The sequence below is a fragment of the Nocardioides sp. GY 10113 genome, assembly GCF_004919105.1.
Classification (GTDB): Bacteria; Actinomycetota; Actinomycetes; order Propionibacteriales; family Nocardioidaceae; genus Nocardioides.
Genome location: NZ_STGK01000009.1, coordinates 159049 through 177816 on the forward strand (window position 1 = coordinate 159049; position 18768 = coordinate 177816).

The following is an 18768-nucleotide window of genomic DNA, read 5'->3' on the forward strand; positions in this document are numbered from 1 at the left end:
ACGCCCGACGGCCCGGCCCGGGAACCCCGGGCCGGGCCGTCGCTGGCGTGGAACCGCCTACCTCAGAGGAAGCGACCGCAGTAGGGCCACGGGGAGCGGCCGCGTGCGGCGTAGAGCTTCTTGGCCCGGAAGGTCTGCTCGGACGCCGAGGCCTGGCTGGGGATGCCGGCGCCGCCGACGCTGCGCCAGGTGCCGAGGTCGAACTGGTAGAGGCCGTAGTAGCCGGCGGGGTTGACCGCGCGGGGGTTGCCACCGGACTCGCAGCGGGCGAGGCCGGCCCAGTTCAGGCCGCCGGTGCCCGAGACGCTCCGCCGCGCCTGGCCGACCAGCACGACGCGCGGCTGGGGCTTGCGGACCCACCGCGTGCGCACCTCACGGCTGAGGCGGCGGCCGTTGCGCCACTCGCTGTGGACGCGGATCTTGCGCACGCCGTCGCGGCCGCGCTGCGCGACCTTGCGCTTGCCGGGGGCCAGCGAGGCGACCTTCCGGGTGCGCTGGCCGTGGTCGACGTCGACGGTGCGGACGCGGTTGATGTGGCGCACCCGGACGACCTTGACCAGGTCCCCCTGGCGCAGCTCGCGCCGCTCGGCGGAGCGGACCGTGCGGCCGTCGCGGACCAGGCGCACCTTGTCGTCGCCGTCGACCCGGACGCCGGCGTCCTCCAGCAGTCCCTGGGGACGGGCGGCGTCGGTCTTCACGCGCTCGCGGGCCTTGCGGCCGACCTTGAGGCGGACGGCGATGCGGTCGTCGACCACCGGGACGCTCGCGTCCGGGGCGGGCGGCTCGGTGGTGACAGTGGGATCGCTCGTCGGCTCCGCGGTCGGGGTCGACGGGTCGGTCGGGTCGGCGGTGGCCGCCGCGGCGAGGCCGACGACGAGCGCGCCGGCCACGATGGAAGTGGCGCCGCCTCGCACGGCGCGGGTGATGGCACGCATGGGCATGCGTCTCCTCACTCGTAGGGTGTGTCCGGGCAGCGCTCACCGCCGGCGGTGACTCGGGGTGCCCGAGGCAGGCCGAACTGCGGCCCCATGCCTCGCGGCTCGCGCCACGCTCCTCGCCCAACCGGCCCCTCCTGTCGGGGCCACCACCATCGGGGCCACCGCCTTGGGGGCCACCGCGAGTCGGCGGCGGGACGAGCCACCGGACCTAGCCGGCGAACCACGTGCGCGCCAACGACGGTAGGTGACGTCGGAGGCCACCTGAAATCGCTCCGGCCGCCAAACAGCGCGGATCCGGGTCGCCGAAAGTGGAACTCGCAGGCCAGAAGGCATCTTGACGTGTGATAAAGGCCACATTTGAATGTGGGCTAGTCCGGCCCTCCTCCGCTACCGGCGGCCCGCCTGCGCGGCCGTGCTAACGTCCGCGCGCAGCCGACGGACCGCTGCCGAGGGGGGAACAACGGTGAGGCGACGTCGACGATCTCTGGTAGTCGCGTCCGCGCTCCTCCTCGGCGCCATCGGGGTGACCGATCCACCCGCCGCCGAAGCCGATTCCGAGCTACAGGTGTGGGCGAGCCCCCGCGTGGTCGACTCCAGCGCGACCTTCAACGCCACCGGCTTCGTCTCGGCCTCCGCGTTCGACTTCACCATCGACGACCGCCCGGCCGGGATCGCCACCTCGCTGCCGGCGACCTACGACGTCTCCGGCCTGACGGAGGGCGTCCACACCGTCCGTCTCGATGTCAACGGCCTGTCCGCGTCCACCACCATCGTCGTCGACCACTCTCCGCCGACGCTGACGGTCGCGCCGACCGACGGCGGCGAGGGCGACCCCGCGTTCTACCCCGAGGTGCGGCCGCCCTACTGGGACATCGTCGTCTCCGACAGCGCCTCCGCGGTGACGGTCCGGTGCACGATCACCAGCGCCGCCGGCTACCACAGCGGCGACGCCTGCTCCGCCGGAACGCCCTACCACCCGACGCTGTCGTTCGGCAGCTGGGTCCTCGCGGTGACGGCGACCGACGAGGCGGGGCACACCACCACCGTCACCCGGTCGTTCACCTACCAGCGCCATCCCGATGCCCCTGTGATCGACGGAGCCACGCTCACCGGCCCCGCGGCGTCGTTCGCGTTCGCCTCGCGAGTCCCCGGCGTGACCTACGAGTGCCGGCTCGAGGGGAAGGCGTGGCAGCCGTGCACCAGTCCGGCGGCGTACACCGGGGTGGCCGACGGCGGCCACACGTTCTGGGTCCGCAGCATCCTCCCCGACACGACGACGGGACTCACCAACACCTTCGGCTTCACCGTCGACGGCACGAAGCCGGCGTTCCTGGCGAACCGCTTCAGTGCGGCCCCTGCGGAGCTCGTCGGCGCCGACGACGCCCCGCTGACATGGCGCTGGCTGCAGGTCGAGCCACACCCGGCCACGACCGAGTGCAGCCTGACGCCGACCGGAGCCGAGCCCGACTGGCAGCCGTGCGGACGATCGGCCGTGCTGACGCCGACCGCGGGCAGCGGGCCCTACCACTTCCGGGTGCGCGCCATCGACCTCGTCGGCAACGTCGGCACGCTCGAGGACACCTTCGAGTACGACGTGACGCCGCCGACCATCGCCGTGTCGCCGCCCGAGCGGCGTGCGACGCGCAAGCGGTCGTTCGCGATCGCACCCGACGAGCCGCTGACCACCCAGGAGTGCCGGATGGACCGCGGCGAGTGGTCGCCCTGCGGCGCGACCCTCGTCCTCACCGGCATCACCGACGGCCACCACACCCTGACGGTGCGCGGGACCGACCGGGTCGCACTGACCGCCACCGCGTCCCGAAGGTTCTACGTCGACGGCACCGCACCGTTCGTCGCCTTCCGCGGGCATGCCACCCGGACGATGGAGCTCCACGGGCGGCGCTCGGGGGTGAAGGAGGTCGCGATGCGCTCCGACGAGCCCGCGGTCCTGCACTGCTCGCTGAACCGGGGCGAGTGGCGCCGGTGCGGCGGCAGCGCCCGGCGTCCGGTGACTGACGCGACGGTCCGGTTCCGGGTCGGACCGGGCACCCACGACCTCCGGGCGTACGGCGTGGACCGATTCGGGAACCGGGGTTCGGTCAGCCGGCTGCGCTGGCGCGTACGCCGCTAGACCCGACGCACCCTGTCGACCCTCCGACGAGCAGCGGCCCAGGCGGAACGCTCCGCGCGGGTCGGGCCGTTGGTCCCCACCGCCCGCTGACCGACGCCCCTGCCCTCCGGCACCGCGGCGGCGTAGAGATCGAGACATGAGGAGCTCGGGTCGGCGTCGACTCGCGGTCGCCGTGGCACTGGTCGTGGCGGCGGCGCTGCTCACCGCGTCACCGGCCGTCGGCCGGGGCGCGCCGCACATCGACCCGGCGGCGCTGCCGCGCGGCGACGACCCCTCGGTGGCCTACCTGGTGCGCGACACGATCCGCGACGGCGACCGCCGGGTGCCGGCGACGACCCGGGGCCGGCACGAGGCCCTGTGGGTCGTGGCCGGCGGCTACGTGGTCCGCGACTACAACGTCGGACCCCGGCGCCGGGTCGTGCTCACGTTCGTCAGCCGCGCCGGGGAGCGGCGCCGGATCATCCGGTCGCGGAACTGGATCGAGGCGCGAGTGTCGCCGAGCGGGCGGCGGCTGGCGATCCAGTCCTGGCCCGGCAGCCTGCAGGTGCGGTCGGTGGTCTCGGTGGTGCGCCCACGGTCCGGTCGGACCGTCGCGCGCCGCGAGCTAAGGCTGGCCACCCTCGCCGCGGTCACCGACTCCCGCGTCCTGCTCGGCCGGAGGGCCCACTGGCGCGACCCGGCCACCCAGTGGTGGAACTACCGGCGCGACACGCTGCGGCGCATCCACGGGCAGGCGGCCATCGACGCCGACACGCGCCAGGACAAGGTCGTGCTCAGCGCTCCTCGCCGCGGCGAGTTCTGCAACCGCGTCGCCGTGCTCTCGCGCCCGAGCCGGACGCTGTGGCGCAGCTGCCGGCTGCACCCGCACCAGTGGACCGCCGACGGCGAGCACGTGGTCGCGGCTCCGGTCTACTTCGACGCCGCCGGGACCGACCGGTGGTGGGTGGCCGACGGGCGGACCGGTCGGCGCCAGGCCACGATCACCGGCCGCCTCGACTGGCACGCGGTCTGGGAGGACGACGCTCACTTCCTGACCCTGGCGCAGAGCGACGCCGGCCGCGCGGCGATCCTGCGCTGCGACCTCAGCGGCGCCTGCGAGCGCGCCAGCAGGATCTGGCGGGTGCCGCTGCCCGCCGAGCCATCGCTCTACTACGCACCCCCACCCGTGGTGCTCGCCGACCGCTGAGGCCCGGGAGGACTACGATGCTCTGGATCCGTGCCGTCGTCGCCGCCGGGGTCACCGGCCTGCTCCTCGGCGCCGCACCACCGGTCGTGGCCGTCACGATCGACGGCGGTCCGGGGGACGACGTGCTCCGCGGCACGAACGCCGGCGACCTGATCCGGGGCCACGCCGGCGACGACGTCATCCGCTCCCTGCGCGGGGCGGACCGCGTCTACGGCGGCACGGGTGACGACGACCTCTACCTCGGCCCGAACCCGCTGCTCGAAGGGCCCAGCGGCGACCTCGGGTTCGGCGGACCGGGCGACGACCTGGTCTCCGGCGGCCCCGGGTTCGACATCCTCGTCGGAGGTCCGGGGGACGACACGCTGGTCGGCGGCCCCGGCACCAACACCTTCGAGGACCGGGCCGGCCGGGACGTCGTGGTCGGCGGGCCCGACGGCGACGTCGTGTACCTGGGCTCCGGCGCCGACACGGTGCGCCTCGGCCGGGGCTCCGACGCCGTGTTCGTGGGGGTGGACGGTCGCCGCGACGTGATCCGCTGCGGGCCGGGGCACGACCGCGTCTACCGCGGCGACGGCCGCGACCCCCGGGACCGCTTCGTCGGCTGCGAGAAGTTCTCCGCCCATCCCTGACGGCCGGCCTCCGGGCCGAACCACCCCACTTCGACGGTTCCCGGCGCGTCGCTCCTGTGCCACGATCCTGCCTGAGGGCAGGAGTCTCGGGTGACATCAACGCAGATGGACCGGCCGGCCAAGACCAGCCGCTACGTGTACGCCGTCGGGCTGGTGCTGCTGCTGTGCGGCCTGCTGTTCGGCTACGACCAGGGCGTGATCTCGGGGGCGTTGGGCGGGATCAAGGAGGACTTCGACCCGAGCACGCTGGTCATCGAGATCATCACCAGCTGGGTCACCCTGGGCGCGATGGTCGGCGCCCTGGCGGCCGGCGTCATCGCCGACCGGCTCGGCCGGCGCGCGGCGCTGATGCTCGCGGCGGCCATCTTCGTCGTCGGCACACTGCTGGAGGCCTTCGCGCCCGGGACCGTCGTACTGACCATCGGCCGGCTGGTGCTCGGCGCCGGCGTCGGCATCGCGTCGGTCGCCGGTCCGCTGTACGGCTCCGAGAACGCCGCCGCCCGTGATCGCGGCCGGATGGTCTCGATGTACCAGATGGCCGTGACGGTCGGGATCTTCCTCGCCTATTGGGCCAACTACCTGCTGATCGAGAACTCGACGTGGCGGGTGATGCTGGCCATCGCCGCCCTGCCGGCGGTCCTGCTGGTACTGGCGATCGTGCCGCTGCGCGACTCCGCCACCTGGTACGTCAAGGTCGGCCGGATCGAGGAGGCCGAGGACGTCGTGCGCCGGGCCGAGCCCGAGGCCGATCCCGCGACGCGCATCCGCGAGATCTCCGAGGCGATCGCGGCCGACGAGCAGGCCGACTGGGGCGAGGTCTTCTCCGCGCGGTGGCGCAAGCCCCTCGTCGTGGCCGCCGGCCTGGCCGTGCTCCAGCAGCTCAGCGGCATCAACGCGATCATCTACTACGCCAACGTCATCTTCGCGGCCGCCGGCTTCGACTCCCCCACCCAGCAGAGCCTGGCCACGCTGTGGGCCGTCGGCGGCGTCAACGTGGTCGCCACCCTCGTCGCGGTCTTCTGGGTCGACCGCTTCGGCCGCAAGCCGCTGCTCACCATCGGGTCCTGGGGCATGCTGCTCAGCCTGCTGCTGGTCGCCGGCGCGTTCTTCCGTCTCGACAAGGTCACCACCTCGGACGCCGCCAGCGGTGCGCCCGGCAACGCCGGCCACCTGGCGCTGGTGGGCATGGTCGTCTTCATCGCCAGCTTCGCCTTCTCGCTCGGCCCGATCGTGTGGACGGTGATCAACGAGGTCTTCCCGGCCCAGGTGCGCGGCAAGGGCGTCGCGACCGCGACCGCCCTGAACTGGATGGCGGCCTGGCTGGTCACGCAGTTCTTCCTGAGCGTCGTGGAGTTCACCAGCACCTCGACCGCGTTCCTGATGTTCGCCGGCTTCTGCGGCGTCACGCTGTGGTTCAACGCCCGGTTCATCCCGGAGACGAAGGGGCGGACGCTGGAGGAGGTCCAGCGGATGTGGGAGGACCCCAAGGAGCTGCAGCGGGCGATCCGCAACCGGTACTGACGCCGTCCCCGAGCCCAACGGCCCGGTTCTGTGGCCGTTGGGCCCTGGGCCGCCGAGCGACTCGGCGTGAGCGTGGGATGGGGGCTTTCACCGTCGGCTCCGGATCAGCGGGCTTGCCGGCGACCTCCGAGACAAGTCCGCGACGAAGGGGACCACCATGAGCAGCAAGATCGGGATCGGAAGCAGGCACCTGCTGGTCGGCGCGGTCGCTGTCGCCCTGTCCCTGATGGTCGTTGGGGCCCCGCCGCCGGCGGTGGCCGGCAGCGGCCACCCGACGAAGGTGTCGTGCGGCCAGGTGATCACGTCCGACGTGGTGGTGGGCAACGACCTCTACAACTGCCCGGGCAACGGCCTCGTGGCCGGAGCGAGCGGGATCACGATCGACCTCAACGGGCACACGATCGACGGCACCGGTCCGGGGTACGAGCCCCTGCGGTGGGGCATCTACGTGCACCAGCCGTACGACGACGTGACGATCACCGGGGGCGGGCGGATCCAGCAGTTCACCAACGGCATCTGGCTGGACATCACGAACCGGAGCGTCGTGGAGGACGTCACCCTCAAGGGGAACGGGGTGGCGCTCTCGGTCTCCTACGGCAGCGACAATCTCGTCCGCCACGTCACGACCACGGGCAGCACGGGCCTGATCGTCGACTACTCGCGGGGCACGGTCCTGGCCGGCAACCGGATCTACGGCGGTACGTGGGGCGTCATCGTCCGAGCCACGGGAACCAAGGTCGTCAGGAACGTCGTGACGGGCCCCGCCTGGTTCGGGATCCTGTCCGACGGCGTGGAGTCGACGGGCAACCTGATCCAGCGCAACACCGTCGTCGGCGCCGGCAGGTCCGGCCTCGCGCTGACCGGGGGCACCAGCGGGAACCGGGTCGTCGGGAACACCGCCAAGAAGGCGTCAGAGACCGGCATCTACCTCGACGGCACGGTCACCGGAAGCCTCGTGAAGAAGAACCGGGCGATCGCCAACGGCGTCGACGGCATCTGGGTCGAGGCGGGCGCCACCCGCACGACGCTGGCGGAGAACTACGCGGCCTGGAACACCGCCTGGGGCATCGTCGCGTGGGCGCCGGTGCGCGCCTGGGGCAACGTGGCGCGGAACAACGGCGAGCCCGCCCAGTGCCTGGGGTTGACCTGCTCGCCCTGAGCCCGACCAGCCGCCTCAATGCCCCGCACAGCGCCCGCGCCGACGGTCGGCGGGCTCGCCGCCCGGCTGCCATTCGCCGGTGCGGCACTCCGCCCGACAGCGGGCCCTCAGCGGTGCGCCACTTGATCGCGCGGTAGTCGCCGCGCCGTGCGACAGGCCCCACGTCACTGCCCCTTCAGCTCGTCCGCGTAGGCCGCCATGGCGCTGAACCTGACCTTGTCGTCGTCGGCGTACTGCACCACGATCCCGACACCCGCCTCGTACGCCAGTCCAGCCTCGCCGCCGAAGTCGGTCACTTCGACCGCACCGTTGCGGACCTTCGTCTCCAGGTACAGGGCCTGCTCCCAGGCCACGGGCGCGTCCGGGAGGGAGGACTTCACCCCGACGTAGTACGTCGCGCCGTTGCCCGCCCACGTCACCTCGACCTTCGCGAACGCGGCCAGGGCCGGCACCAGCGGGGCGGCGGCCTCGAGGCTCCACTTCTCGCAGGTGACCTTGAAGGTGACCACCTTGAGATCGATCTGACCGCCGATCCGCTTGGCGTCGTCGGTGCACACGCTCGGCGCCCCGCCCACCACCTCGACGTCGACCTGCTGCTCCGGGGTGGGCGCCTCGCTGCCGAAGCACGAGTCGGTCTCGTCGCGGTGCCGACCCAGCGCCGACGAGGCGCTCTCGACGTACCAGAGGAAGGTCTCGACCCGGCCGAGCATCGTGTCCTGGGCGACCTCGCCCGCCAGCTCATGGGCCTCCGGCGTCGCGAGCGTGGCGCGCAGGCCGCTGGCGTGCTTCCAGTAGAGGTCGAGCCAGGTGAGCAGCCGCTCCCTGTACACCTGGGCGCGCGGCAGCCAGTCGGCGAACACCATCCGCGCGTTGGCACAGGAGACGGTCGGACTCTCCTGGCCCCCGCACAGGTACGTCCTCCCCGCCCAGGCGGTGCAGTCGAGCAGCGCCGACTGCGCCTGCCACAGCGCCTCGCTCGCATCCAGCAGCGGCTGGTCGAACTGGTACTCGGTCCGGGTGAGGACGTTCTGGATGTCCTGGACCTGCACCGGCTGGAAGCCGGCCCGCACGGCGAAGTAGTCCGCCTGCCGTTCCGAGCGTCGGCTCCGAACAGCGGAGTGCTCGGCCCGAACGGCGTCGTACGCCGCCTGGTAGTAGCCGTTGCCGTCGGCACCGGTGGCATCGCTGAGGCCGACGAACTGGTCGAGCGTGACGTTCAGCGCCGGGACCGTCGCGGTGAGATCGGTCGCTCCGGACAGGTCGTAGACCTCGGTCGCCGGACGGTAGCTCCGACCGAGCTCGGGGGAACCGGCGATCTCGCTCACGACCGGGTCGGCGCCATCGTCGACCCGCACGGACCGGCGCAGGTGGGGCAGCGCTCCCGCCTTGTCGGGCTGGCAGCGCAGCAGCTCGCCGAGCTGCTGGTGGATGAGAGGGTTGGTCGGGTCGTGGGCCAACGCACGCCGGATCGATGCCTCGGCCCGTCCGTAGTCCCCCATCATCCCCCAGGCATGCCCCATCGTCGCGAGACGGAGCCCCTCCGGATCGGCGCCGACGGCGGGCGGGAGCGGCAGCCCGCCCGCCCGCTCCGTGAACGCGACGGCCCACTCCGAGTGGTCGAGCTGGATGGCCGCCACTGCGGCGTTGGTCAGGTGCACCGCATCGTCGGGCGCCAGCTCCATCCCCCGCAGCGCGGCGGCGAGCGCCGCAGCGGGCCGCTGGTCCACCAGCGCCATCAGGACCAGGTCGTCGATGAGGTCCGCGTCGCCCATCGCGGGCAGCGACCGCCACTCGTCGGCATGCGCCTCGACCATCTGGGCGGCGACGAGGTCCTGTGCCTGCGCGCGGGCCGTCGCGAACTCGGGAACGGTACGTGCCGTGCCGTGCCCGATCGCGGTCCAGCAGAGCAGCCCCCGCCCCGCGACGCCCGCTGGGCTCGTCGTGGCGGCGCGGGTGGTGCGAACGGTGGCCAGGTTGTCGGCGAAGGTCGTACCCCCGGGGTCGGCAACGACCCGGACCTCGGCCACGGCGCTGTCCCGCCGACCATCGACCGTGCGGGTCGCGTCGAGCCGGAGCACCGTGATCCCGGCCGGCGCTCGCCAGCGCAGCCGTACCCAGGTCTCGTCACCCGCCGCGACCGCACCCGTGGCCACCGTCGCCCTCCCATCGGCGAGCGTGACGTCGGACGGCGGAGACACCTGCTCGCCCTCGGTCGGCGCGGTCAGCTCGAGCGAGGACGTCGAGACCGCGGCGCCACCGCCGTCGATGCGGACGGCGAACTCGAAGACCTGCCCGGTACGCACCCGCGTGGGCGCCACCCACCACTCATCGGACGGCGCGTCCTCCCTGGGGGGAGCCGGCGGGGGCACGACCGTGGAGCGAGCCTTGGAGGCAGCACAGTTGTTGCCCTCGCGCGACTCGCGCACCGTGCCGCGCGCGTCGGCGCACACCACCACGAAGTACCGGCCCTCCGGCACCGACCTCGCCACCCGCGCGGTCACCGTGACCCGCGCTGCGCGGGACGGCCCCAGCCTGCGGACCGCCCGCTTGGCCAGCAGGTGATCACCGCGCCCACCCCGACGGTCGGTCGAGAGATACCACCGGACCATGGACCTGGCCGCCCGCGCAGTGCCTCCGTTGCGCACCTTCGCGCTCAAGGCGACCGTCGCGCCCGAGACCATCGTCCTCGGGGCCGAGATCGATGAGACCCGCAGGTCCGGCAGGCGCGCAGCGGCGGACGCAGGGACCGCCGTCAGCCCCAGCGTGGCGGCAAGCAGCAAGACAACCAGAACGGCACAGCGACGCATGGTGCACTCCGATCACGCACGACCGAGACCCGACCGCGCCAGACTGTCGATCCGTGGCACGTGTCCACAACCGCCCCCGGGATGAGACCGATCCACCGCGGGGATGAGTCCGGACACCGTCATCGGTCCGGTCGGCGCTGTCGCGCTCGCCCTGCACACGACCATCGCGGGCCCCGCGCCTGAGTGGACGGTCGGTGCGCCGGAAGGCCCGGCCCCGCCGAAGCGGGACCTGGCCTCCTGCTGCTCGGATCAGCTGTCGTCGGCCATCCATGGCCAACTCCCGGTCACGGAATGTCCGGCAGATCTGGCAGCCGACGCCGTCAGGTCGCTGGCTCCTCGTGAGCCAGAAAGTTGCGCGCGAAGGAACTCCCCCGCGGTGCCGTAAGGCGATCCCGTCCCGGAACGCACCTCCGGACGGCCCTTGCGGGACGCGGCCACCGCCGATGCAGGCGCGGTCCTGCGACGTCCCCACGTGGGGTTCGGCTTACGGGGTGTGCTCGTGCGGGCGCGTGAGGTGGGTCGTGTGCCCGAGAACCCGCTATGCCGGGGTGTGGGGCACACGACCCGCCTCCGGGTCTGCGCCGCCGTGCGGAGGGCCCATGTAACACGCTGCTGCGTGCTCTGACAGGCCGTTGGCGCTGCTTCCAGCCCGTTCCAACGGGATCGAAGCGCCCTCAACGACCGACCAGCGCGTGCAACAGCGTGTTACAGGCCAGCCCAGGCCCCGGGTGCGGATCGTCACGCGGAGCGTGACCGTACGCCGATCGTCCTGCGGAACTCGGGCATGCCTCCGTCAAGCCGCCGCACGACGTGCGCAGCAGCGCTCGAACAGTCGGAGCCGACCTGGTGCGGAGTCCCCCAAGCGTGCAGAAGGCCCGGTCCCGCCGAAGCGGGGCCGGGCCCTCTGGTGGTGCTTCAGGGTCGCCATGTCCGGATTGACCTGAACCTGGACATTCGTGACCGATCCTCGGACATTCGTGACCGGTTCAGCCGGTCATCGAATGTCCGACGACATCAGCTGCAGCCGCTGGTGCTGCCGCAGCCCTCGCAGACGTAGCAGGAGCCGGCGGGGCGCATCTTGGTACCGCAGGTCATGCAGAGCGGGGAGTCGACGGCGTGGCCGCTGATCTTCTCCAGGAGCTCGGCGGTGGTGCGGGCGACCTGCGGGGCGTCGGCGAGGGGGTCCTCGTCGTCGTCCTCGTCGGTGACGATCTCGACCGTGACCGGGGCGACCGTGGTCTTCGGGGCCTTCGGCGCGGCCTCGACCAGCTCGGAGGCCGAGCCGGTCTCCTCGACGGGCTCGTAGGAGCCGGTCTCGAGGTGGCGCTGGCGCTCCTCTGCCGAGTAGATGCCGAGGGCGGCACGCTCGTCGAAGGGCAGGTAGTCCAGCGCCAGGCGGCGGAAGACGTAGTCCATGATCGACTGCGCCATCCGGACGTCCGGGTCGTCGGTGAGGCCGGCCGGCTCGAAGCGCAGGTTGGTGAACTTCGAGACGTAGGTCTCCAACGGCACGCCGTACTGCAGGCCGATGCTGACCGCGATCGAGAACGCGTCCATCACGCCGGCCAGGGTCGAGCCCTGCTTGCCGAGCTTGAGGAAGATCTCGCCGAGGCTGTCGTCGTCGTGGGCGCCGGAGATCATGTAGCCCTCGGCACCGGCGACGGTGAACGAGGTGGTCCGGGCCTGGCGGGACTTGGGCAGGCGCTTGCGGGTCGGGGCGTAGACGACCTTCTCGACGACCTTCTCCACGACGGCCTCGGAGGCCGCGGCCTTGTCGGCGGCGTCCTTCTTGGCCTTGCCGCCGCCGTCGGCCAGCGGCTGGCCGACCTTGCAGTTGTCGCGGTAGATCGCGGTGGCCTTGAGGCCGAGCTTCCACGACTCCATGTAGACGTGCTCGATCTCCTCGACCGTCGCCGACTCCGGCAGGTTGACGGTCTTGGAGATGGCGCCGGACAGGAACGGCTGGCAGGCGGCCATCATCTTGACGTGGCCCATGGGCTTGAGCGAGCGCTCGCCCATGGCGGTGTCGAAGACCTCGTAGTGCTCGGTCTTCAGGCCCGGGGCGTCGACGACGTGGCCGTGCTCGGCGATGTAGTCGACGATCGCCTCGACCTGCTCGGGCTGGTAGCCGAGCTTGGTCAGGGCCCGCGGGATGGTCTGGTTGACGATCTGCATGGAGCCGCCGCCGACGAGCTTCTTGAACTTCACCAGGGAGAAGTCGGGCTCGATGCCGGTGGTGTCGCAGTCCATCATGAAGCCGATGGTGCCGGTCGGCGCGAGCACCGAGGCCTGCGCGTTGCGGAAGCCGTTGGCCTTGCCGAGCTCGACGACCTTGGCCCACTCGGCGGCCGCGGCCTTGTGCACCTGGGCGTCGGCGACGTGCAGCGGACGCACCACGTCGTTGGCGGCCTGGTGCTTGCGCATCACGCGCTGGTGGGCCTCGGCGTTGCGGGCGTACCCGTTGTAGGGGCCGACGATCGCCGCGAGCTCCGCGGAGCGGCGGTACGACGTGCCGGTCATCAGCGAGGTGATGGTCGCCGCCATGGTGCGGCCGCCCTCGGAGTCGTAGCCCAGGCCCATCGCCATCAGCAGGGCACCGAGGTTGGCGTAGCCGATGCCGAGCTGGCGGTAGTCGCGGGTCGTCTCGCCGATCGACTCGGTCGGGAAGTCCGCGAAGCAGATCGAGATGTCCATCGCGGTGATGATCAGCTCGACGGCCTTGCCGAACAGCGCGGCGTCGAAGGTGTCGTCGTCCTTGAGGAACTTGAGCAGGTTCAGCGACGCCAGGTTGCACGAGGAGTTGTCCAGCGACATGTACTCCGAGCACGGGTTGGACGCGGTGATCCGACCGGTCTCGGGGTTCGTGTGCCAGTCGTTGATGGTGTCGTCGTACTGCAGGCCCGGGTCGGCGCACTCCCAGGCGGCCTGGCTGATCTTCTTGAACAGGTCGCGGGCGTCGACCTTCTCGATGATCTCGCCGGTGGTCCGCGAGCGCAGGCCGAACTCGGTGCCGTCCTCGACCGCACGCATGAACTCGTCGCTGACGCGGACCGAGTTGTTGGCGTTCTGGTACTGCACCGAGGTGATGTCGGCGCCACCCAGGTCCATGTCGAAGCCGGCGTCGCGCAGCGCGCGGATCTTGTCCTCCTCGCGCGCCTTGGTCGCCACGAACTCCTCGATGTCCGGGTGGTCGACGTCGAGGACGACCATCTTCGCCGCGCGCCGAGTGGCGCCGCCGGACTTGATGGTGCCGGCAGAGGCGTCGGCGCCGCGCATGAAGGAGACCGGGCCGGACGCGGTGCCGCCGGAGGTCAGGAGCTCCTTGGAGGAGCGGATGCGGGAGAGGTTCAGGCCGGCGCCGGAGCCGCCCTTGAAGATGAAGCCCTCTTCCTTGTACCAGTTCAGGATCGAGTCCATGGAGTCGTCGACCGAGAGGATGAAGCAGGCGCTGACCTGCTGCGGCGACTGGGTGCCGACGTTGAACCAGACCGGGGAGTTGAAGGAGAAGTACTGGTGCGCCAGCAGCCAGGTGAGCTCGTGCTCGAAGATCTCGGCGTCGGCCTCGGTCGCGAAGTAGCCGTGCTCGAGGCCGGCCTTGGTGTAGGTCTTCACGACCCGGTCGATCAGGTCCTTGAGGCTGCGCTCGCGCGCCGGGGTGCCGACGGCACCGCGGAAGTACTTGGTGGTGACGATGGTGGAGGCGTTGACCGACCAGAAGTCGGGGAACTCGACGCCGGTCTGCTCGAAGACGGTCTCGCCGGTCTTCCAGTTGGTCTGGACGACGTCGCGCCGCTCCCAGGTGATCTCGTCGTACGGGTGCACGCCCTTCGTGCTGAAGACGCGCTCGACCTTCAGCCCCTTGGTCGCCCCCGTCTCCGCGGCGCTGCTCACGGTCTCCGTCATTTTCCTTCGCTCTCCCCTGGTTGTGTGCGACTGGCGCTTGAACTGTCGATGCCGCATGAGTCCCATGAATCAGTGTTGCGGTGGGCTCCGACACTGTCGGAGCGCGAGTTTGGGTACCCGGCAGGCAGCTTCCCCACTACCTGCCGGGTAGCTGGTGGTCAGCCCGGCGGTGCCGGACTGAGGGCCCGCTCCGCACGGAGCAGGGCGATCTCGGACTCGAAGTCGTCAGCCGACTCGAAGCCGCGATAGACGCTGGCGAAGCGGAGGTAGGCGACCTCGTCCAGGGCCCGCAGCGGGGCCAGGATGGCCATGCCCACCTCGTGGGCAGCCACCTCCGGGCTACCCGCCTGGCGCAGGTGGTCCTCCACCTCCTGGCCCAGACGAGCCAGCGCGTCCTCCGACACCGGGCGCCCCTTGCAGGCCTTCCGAACACCGGAGATCGCCTTGTCGCGGTTGAAGGCCTCGGTGGTGCCGGACCGCTTGAGCACGGTCAGCTGCATCGCCTCGACCGTGGTGAACCGCTTCTCGCAGGACAGGCACATACGGCGGCGGCGGATCGAGCCGCCGTCGTCGGCCACACGCGAGTCGAGGACCTTGGTGTCGCAGTGCTTGCAGTAGGGGCAGTGCATCGGGCCCTCCTCTCGGCGTCCTGTGGAAATCTGCGGTCTGCTTGTGGAAACCCAGCAGTGACCTGTGCAACTCCAGCACCCGTTCTGTGAACTAGATGTGGAGAACTACAACGCTGTAACTACTAGATGTAGTGGCAACCGTACGCCCGGACCACTAGGCGTGCAAGGTTTCGCGCTCATCAGAATTCGGTACGACGGCACCGAGGGACGTTTGTGCAGGTCAGCCCGCCTTCCGGGCCGATCCGCGGCGCGTCGCGAGCTGCGGAGGGCACCTGAAAGAAAGCCCACCGCGCCGCGCCCGAGGATGGCCCGAGGCGGGGCCGCACAGGGGGATCGGGAACAATGGACGCCGTGGCGGGGAAGCGGGCGGGAGCACGGCAGCGACGGTCGTTCCGACCGGCGTACGCGGTGCTCGCAGTCGGGATCACGCTCAGCGCCCTGGCCTGGGGCTATCTCGTCTACGCCGCCATCGACTTCGGCGCCGCGGCGCGCCAGGACGGCGACGGCAGCGCCTGGGTCTTCCTCGCGATGGCCTCGATCGGCGCCATGGCCTGCCTGTTCCTGGCCTTCATGCTGATCGTGCGGCTGGTCCGGCTGATGGGCATCACCCAGGGCCCCGAGCCCAAGCCGAAGCGGGATCCGGACCTGCCCAAGGGCGGCAAGCGCGCCTCCCGCTAGCCCGAGGACGGCGCTTATACAGGCGCGCCGCACCGCTGTCCCTGATTTGCGCCTCAATTACCCAGTTGCAGGTATGTAACCCCGGCCAGCGGCTCCCGTTGATCACACCAGGGCCGGAGCAGCAGCTCCGACGGCTCGGCCATGAGGACGCCGAGCCCGCGCCAGGGAAGACGGCGCGACCGCTCGACCCGCGGGCAGCCGTGCTCGCGGGCCCACATGACTCCTTGGGGGGAATGCAGCATGAAGAAGGTCACCATCGCCTCTGCCCTGTCGCTCGCGGGCGCCGGCATCGCGCTGACGATGATCGGCGGCGCCGGAGGCGCCGTCCTGGCGAACCAGGTCGGCGACGCCCCGGCACCGACCGACACCGTCGAGTCCGTCGGGTACACCTACGACCTGAGCAACCCGTTCGCCAACCTGACCGACCGGGCCATCGCCTCGCTGCGCGACGCGCTGGACATCAAGGACGGCGTCGACGGCAAGGACGGCGCGCCGGGCCCGAAGGGCGACAAGGGCGACCCGGGCGACCCCGCCTCGGCGGGCATGGCGCACTGGTCGGCGGGCGGCACCGTCCCGGCCGCCAACAAGCCGTACGCGCAGGCCGACCCGACCGACCCGACCTACATGCCCGGCTACGTCGAGGTCACCGCGACCTGCCCCGGTGACAAGCTCGCCGTCGGCGGCGGCTACCAGACCAACAAGTACAAGGGCGGCGTCGTCGCCACCCTGAACAAGAACACCGCCGACGCCGTCGGCACCGCCGGCTACGGCAAGAGCTGGATCGTCGGCTACACCAACTACCTCGACACCCCCGTCAACGTCCGCACCTACGTCGTCTGCATCGACGCGGTGGAGGACGAGCCGAAGAGCTGACCCGCTCCTTGGCTCGAACGGCCCCGGCTGTCCTCGGGGACAGCCGGGGCCGCGGCACTTTTCCACAGGGATCCGGCCGAACGCCGCCGGCGCGGGAGCGATCGCGGTAGTTTCGCGACCCGCTCCCTTCGCACGACTGGCCAGGCGACTCCCAGGAGGAACCGTGCCGAGACGCTCGACCTGCGCTGCCCTGCTCGCCGCCCTGCTCGCCCTCGGCGCCTGCTCTGCCGACGCCGAGCCGGCACCCGCGCCTTCCCCCAGTACGCCGGCGTCGCCGACGGCCGCGAGGCCGACCATCGAGCCGGGGCCGGTGGAGCCCACGCTCCCCGAGGCCGCCCGGAAGGAGAACGCCGCCGGCGCCGAGGCGTTCGTGGCCTACTACTGGGAGGTCGCGTCATACGCCCAGGCCTCTGGGGACACCGACCTCCTGCGGAGTCTGCAGGCCCCCAACTGCAAGTTGTGCACCGGCGCCCGAGAGTGGATTGACGAGGTCTACTCGGCGGGCGGGCATATCCGCGGCGGTCGACACACAGTCACCGATGCGAGCGCAATGCCATTTCCTGAGCATCGCGACCGATGGATCGTGGTGGCCCAGGTGACCGTCAAGCCAACAGTGGATCGCCGCCCCGGCCAGAGCCCGCGACGCTTTGGCGTCGACCGCGTGAGAGTGACGCACACAGTCGCTCGGAGCAACGATGGTTGGCTCATCAGTTCTTGGCGTGATGGTTAGTGGCGACCTGGACGAGGCTGGTCGCGACCGGAGCCACCATCGCATTCATCAGTGCAGCACCCGCCGTCGCGGACACTGATGTACACCCCGGAGAAGGTGGCCTCATGGTCAGTGCCCACGAGCGCACAGGGGACACGGACACCAGCGGGACGGCCGCGGTGAGCGGCAGCAACCCACCGCTGTATCACGAACTGCCGGCTTGCACGGTGGGCGGAGCAACCACCTGCGACGCCCCCGCTTATTGTCCGGACGGGTCAGTTCAGATGGTCTTCTGGACGACCGATCCGGCGACCGGCGAAACCATCTCCGACGGCACCTACTGCCCGACAGACACCACGGTCGAAGATGCGCCCGCCGAGCTCACCCCCGGCCTCGTCCTCGAGGCCTTCCGCCGCCTCCCGCTCCCCGAGGCCCGGCTGATCATCGAGCCGCCCGACGGCCGCACCCTGGTCAACCTCCCCACCAACTTCTACTCCCCCGACCAGACCCTCGACCGCACCGTCACCCTCCTCGGGCGACGCGTCGACCTCCGCATCCGCGTCGCGACCTACCACTGGGACTTCGGCGACGGCACCACCCGCGAGACCACGTCCCCCGGCGCGCCGTACCCCGCCCTCACCCTCACCCACACCTACCTCCGCGCCGCCCGGTACCGACCACGGCTCGACGCCACCTACGCCGCCGACTACCGCGTCGACGACGGCCCCTGGCAACCCGTCGACGGCACCGTCACCATCGCCGGCACCCCCACCGCCCTCCGCGCCCTCGAGGCCACCCCGACCCTCGTCGACTACCGCTGACCGCTCGCGAACGCGCGAGGGGCGGGATCTCCGTGGAGATCCCGCCCCTCGTCTTTCCCCGTGGGCCGTGGCAGGCCCCCGTCCGCCGGGGTCGAGGCGACGGACGTGTCAGTGGGGCGCCCCGTCGGGGCGCCGGGTGGTCACGCGGTGGGGACGCGCAGCTCCTGGCCGGCGTACACGCTGCTGGTGTCGAGCGCGTTGAGCTCCTGGATGCGCCGGATCATCGCGCGGACGTCGGACGAGCCGGTCTCCCGGACCGCCTCGCCAGCGATGCCCCACAGCGTGTCACCGGGGGCGACGGTGACGACCTCCACCTGCGGCGTGCCCTGCTCGCCGGTCGCGATCGATCCGGAGGCCAGCAGGATGCCGAGGCCGAAGGCGATGAGCAGGCCGACCACGAAGACCACGAGGCGACCACGGCGGGTCAGTCGGACGCCGCCCCGCGCGGGCCGGGCCGTGCGGGCGGGCCGGGCGGTCCGGGCGATGCGGGTGACGTTGGCGCTGGTGAGGGTGGTGCTCATCGTGACCTCCGGGGGAAGTGGCTCCGACGTTCGGAGCCTCGGGGCTATCTGCTGTGAACTGGACTCTGCTCGGCCCCTCCGACAGAACTCCGGGAGGAGCTGCGAACCGGCCGTCGATCATCCGTTCGATCGAACACATGTACGAGGTTAGAGCAGGTGTTCGAACAAGGTCAAGGACTGTTCGAAACTTTGTTCGATGAGGTGCTCGAACGCCTGACGGGCGCGACACGACACGCGACTTCGAACACGTGTTTGATCGCCGG

General features: G+C 71.4%; 14 protein-coding genes. 9 read left to right on the top strand and 5 right to left on the bottom strand.

Translation table 11 applies throughout. From position 1 onward, the window contains the following. Positions 1–62: 62 nt before the first annotated feature. Positions 63–941, bottom strand: coding sequence for a resuscitation-promoting factor (locus E8D34_RS21355; protein WP_136594967.1), 879 nt, complete (start codon positions 939–941; stop codon positions 63–65). A 580-nt stretch (positions 942–1521) separates the two neighbouring features. Here E8D34_RS21355 and E8D34_RS12510 point away from each other — a divergent pair. From E8D34_RS12510 to E8D34_RS12530, 5 genes are all read left to right on the top strand, one after another. Further along, positions 1522–3069 carry a hypothetical protein gene (locus E8D34_RS12510; protein ID WP_136594968.1) on the top strand — a complete coding sequence of 516 codons (1548 nt, stop codon included), beginning with the start codon at positions 1522–1524 and terminating at the stop codon, positions 3067–3069. Positions 3070–3205: 136 nt separating this feature from the next. Continuing rightward, positions 3206–4255 (top strand): hypothetical protein, encoded by a 1050-nt coding sequence (locus E8D34_RS12515; protein ID WP_136594969.1) that lies wholly within the window; start codon positions 3206–3208, stop codon positions 4253–4255. A 17-nt stretch (positions 4256–4272) separates the two neighbouring features. Continuing rightward, complete coding sequence (locus E8D34_RS12520; RefSeq protein ID WP_136594970.1) at positions 4273–4884, top strand: calcium-binding protein; 612 nt, start codon at positions 4273–4275, stop codon at positions 4882–4884. A 90-nt stretch (positions 4885–4974) separates the two neighbouring features. Further along, positions 4975–6405: a sugar porter family MFS transporter gene (locus E8D34_RS12525; RefSeq protein ID WP_136594971.1), complete on the top strand. Its 1431-nt coding sequence runs from the start codon at positions 4975–4977 to the stop codon at positions 6403–6405. A gap of 157 nt (positions 6406–6562) precedes the next feature. Then, positions 6563–7564 (top strand): right-handed parallel beta-helix repeat-containing protein, encoded by a 1002-nt coding sequence (locus E8D34_RS12530; protein ID WP_136594972.1) that lies wholly within the window; start codon positions 6563–6565, stop codon positions 7562–7564. A gap of 164 nt (positions 7565–7728) precedes the next feature. On the opposite strand, the gene E8D34_RS12535 is transcribed toward E8D34_RS12530, so the two are convergent. Further along, positions 7729–9882: a hypothetical protein gene (locus E8D34_RS12535; RefSeq protein ID WP_240771322.1), complete on the bottom strand. Its 2154-nt coding sequence runs from the start codon at positions 9880–9882 to the stop codon at positions 7729–7731. Positions 9883–9949: 67 nt separating this feature from the next. Here E8D34_RS12535 and E8D34_RS21360 point away from each other — a divergent pair, with 67 nt between their 5' ends. Beyond that, positions 9950–10126 (top strand): hypothetical protein, encoded by a 177-nt coding sequence (locus E8D34_RS21360; RefSeq protein ID WP_240771323.1) that lies wholly within the window; start codon positions 9950–9952, stop codon positions 10124–10126. A gap of 1259 nt (positions 10127–11385) precedes the next feature. Here the strand turns inward: E8D34_RS21360 and E8D34_RS12540 are convergent. Both E8D34_RS12540 and nrdR read right to left on the bottom strand, forming a co-directional pair. Beyond that, complete coding sequence (locus E8D34_RS12540; protein WP_136594974.1) at positions 11386–14274, bottom strand: vitamin B12-dependent ribonucleotide reductase; 2889 nt, start codon at positions 14272–14274, stop codon at positions 11386–11388. Between the two features lie 158 nt (positions 14275–14432). Then, positions 14433–14903, bottom strand: a complete 471-nt coding sequence (gene nrdR / locus E8D34_RS12545; RefSeq protein ID WP_136594975.1) for a transcriptional regulator NrdR — start codon at positions 14901–14903, stop codon at positions 14433–14435. Between the two features lie 351 nt (positions 14904–15254). Here nrdR and E8D34_RS12550 point away from each other — a divergent pair, with 351 nt between their 5' ends. From E8D34_RS12550 to E8D34_RS12560, 3 genes are all read left to right on the top strand, one after another. Continuing rightward, positions 15255–15581: a hypothetical protein gene (locus tag E8D34_RS12550; RefSeq protein ID WP_136594976.1), complete on the top strand. Its 327-nt coding sequence runs from the start codon at positions 15255–15257 to the stop codon at positions 15579–15581. Positions 15582–15821: 240 nt separating this feature from the next. Further along, positions 15822–16454 (top strand): hypothetical protein, encoded by a 633-nt coding sequence (locus E8D34_RS12555; protein ID WP_136594977.1) that lies wholly within the window; start codon positions 15822–15824, stop codon positions 16452–16454. 993 nt (positions 16455–17447) lie between these two features. Next, positions 17448–17984 (top strand): PKD domain-containing protein, encoded by a 537-nt coding sequence (locus tag E8D34_RS12560; protein ID WP_136594978.1) that lies wholly within the window; start codon positions 17448–17450, stop codon positions 17982–17984. A gap of 140 nt (positions 17985–18124) precedes the next feature. Here the strand turns inward: E8D34_RS12560 and E8D34_RS12565 are convergent, their stop codons facing one another. Then, positions 18125–18505 carry a LysM peptidoglycan-binding domain-containing protein gene (locus E8D34_RS12565; RefSeq protein WP_136594979.1) on the bottom strand — a complete coding sequence of 127 codons (381 nt, stop codon included), beginning with the start codon at positions 18503–18505 and terminating at the stop codon, positions 18125–18127. Positions 18506–18768 lie beyond the last annotated feature (263 nt).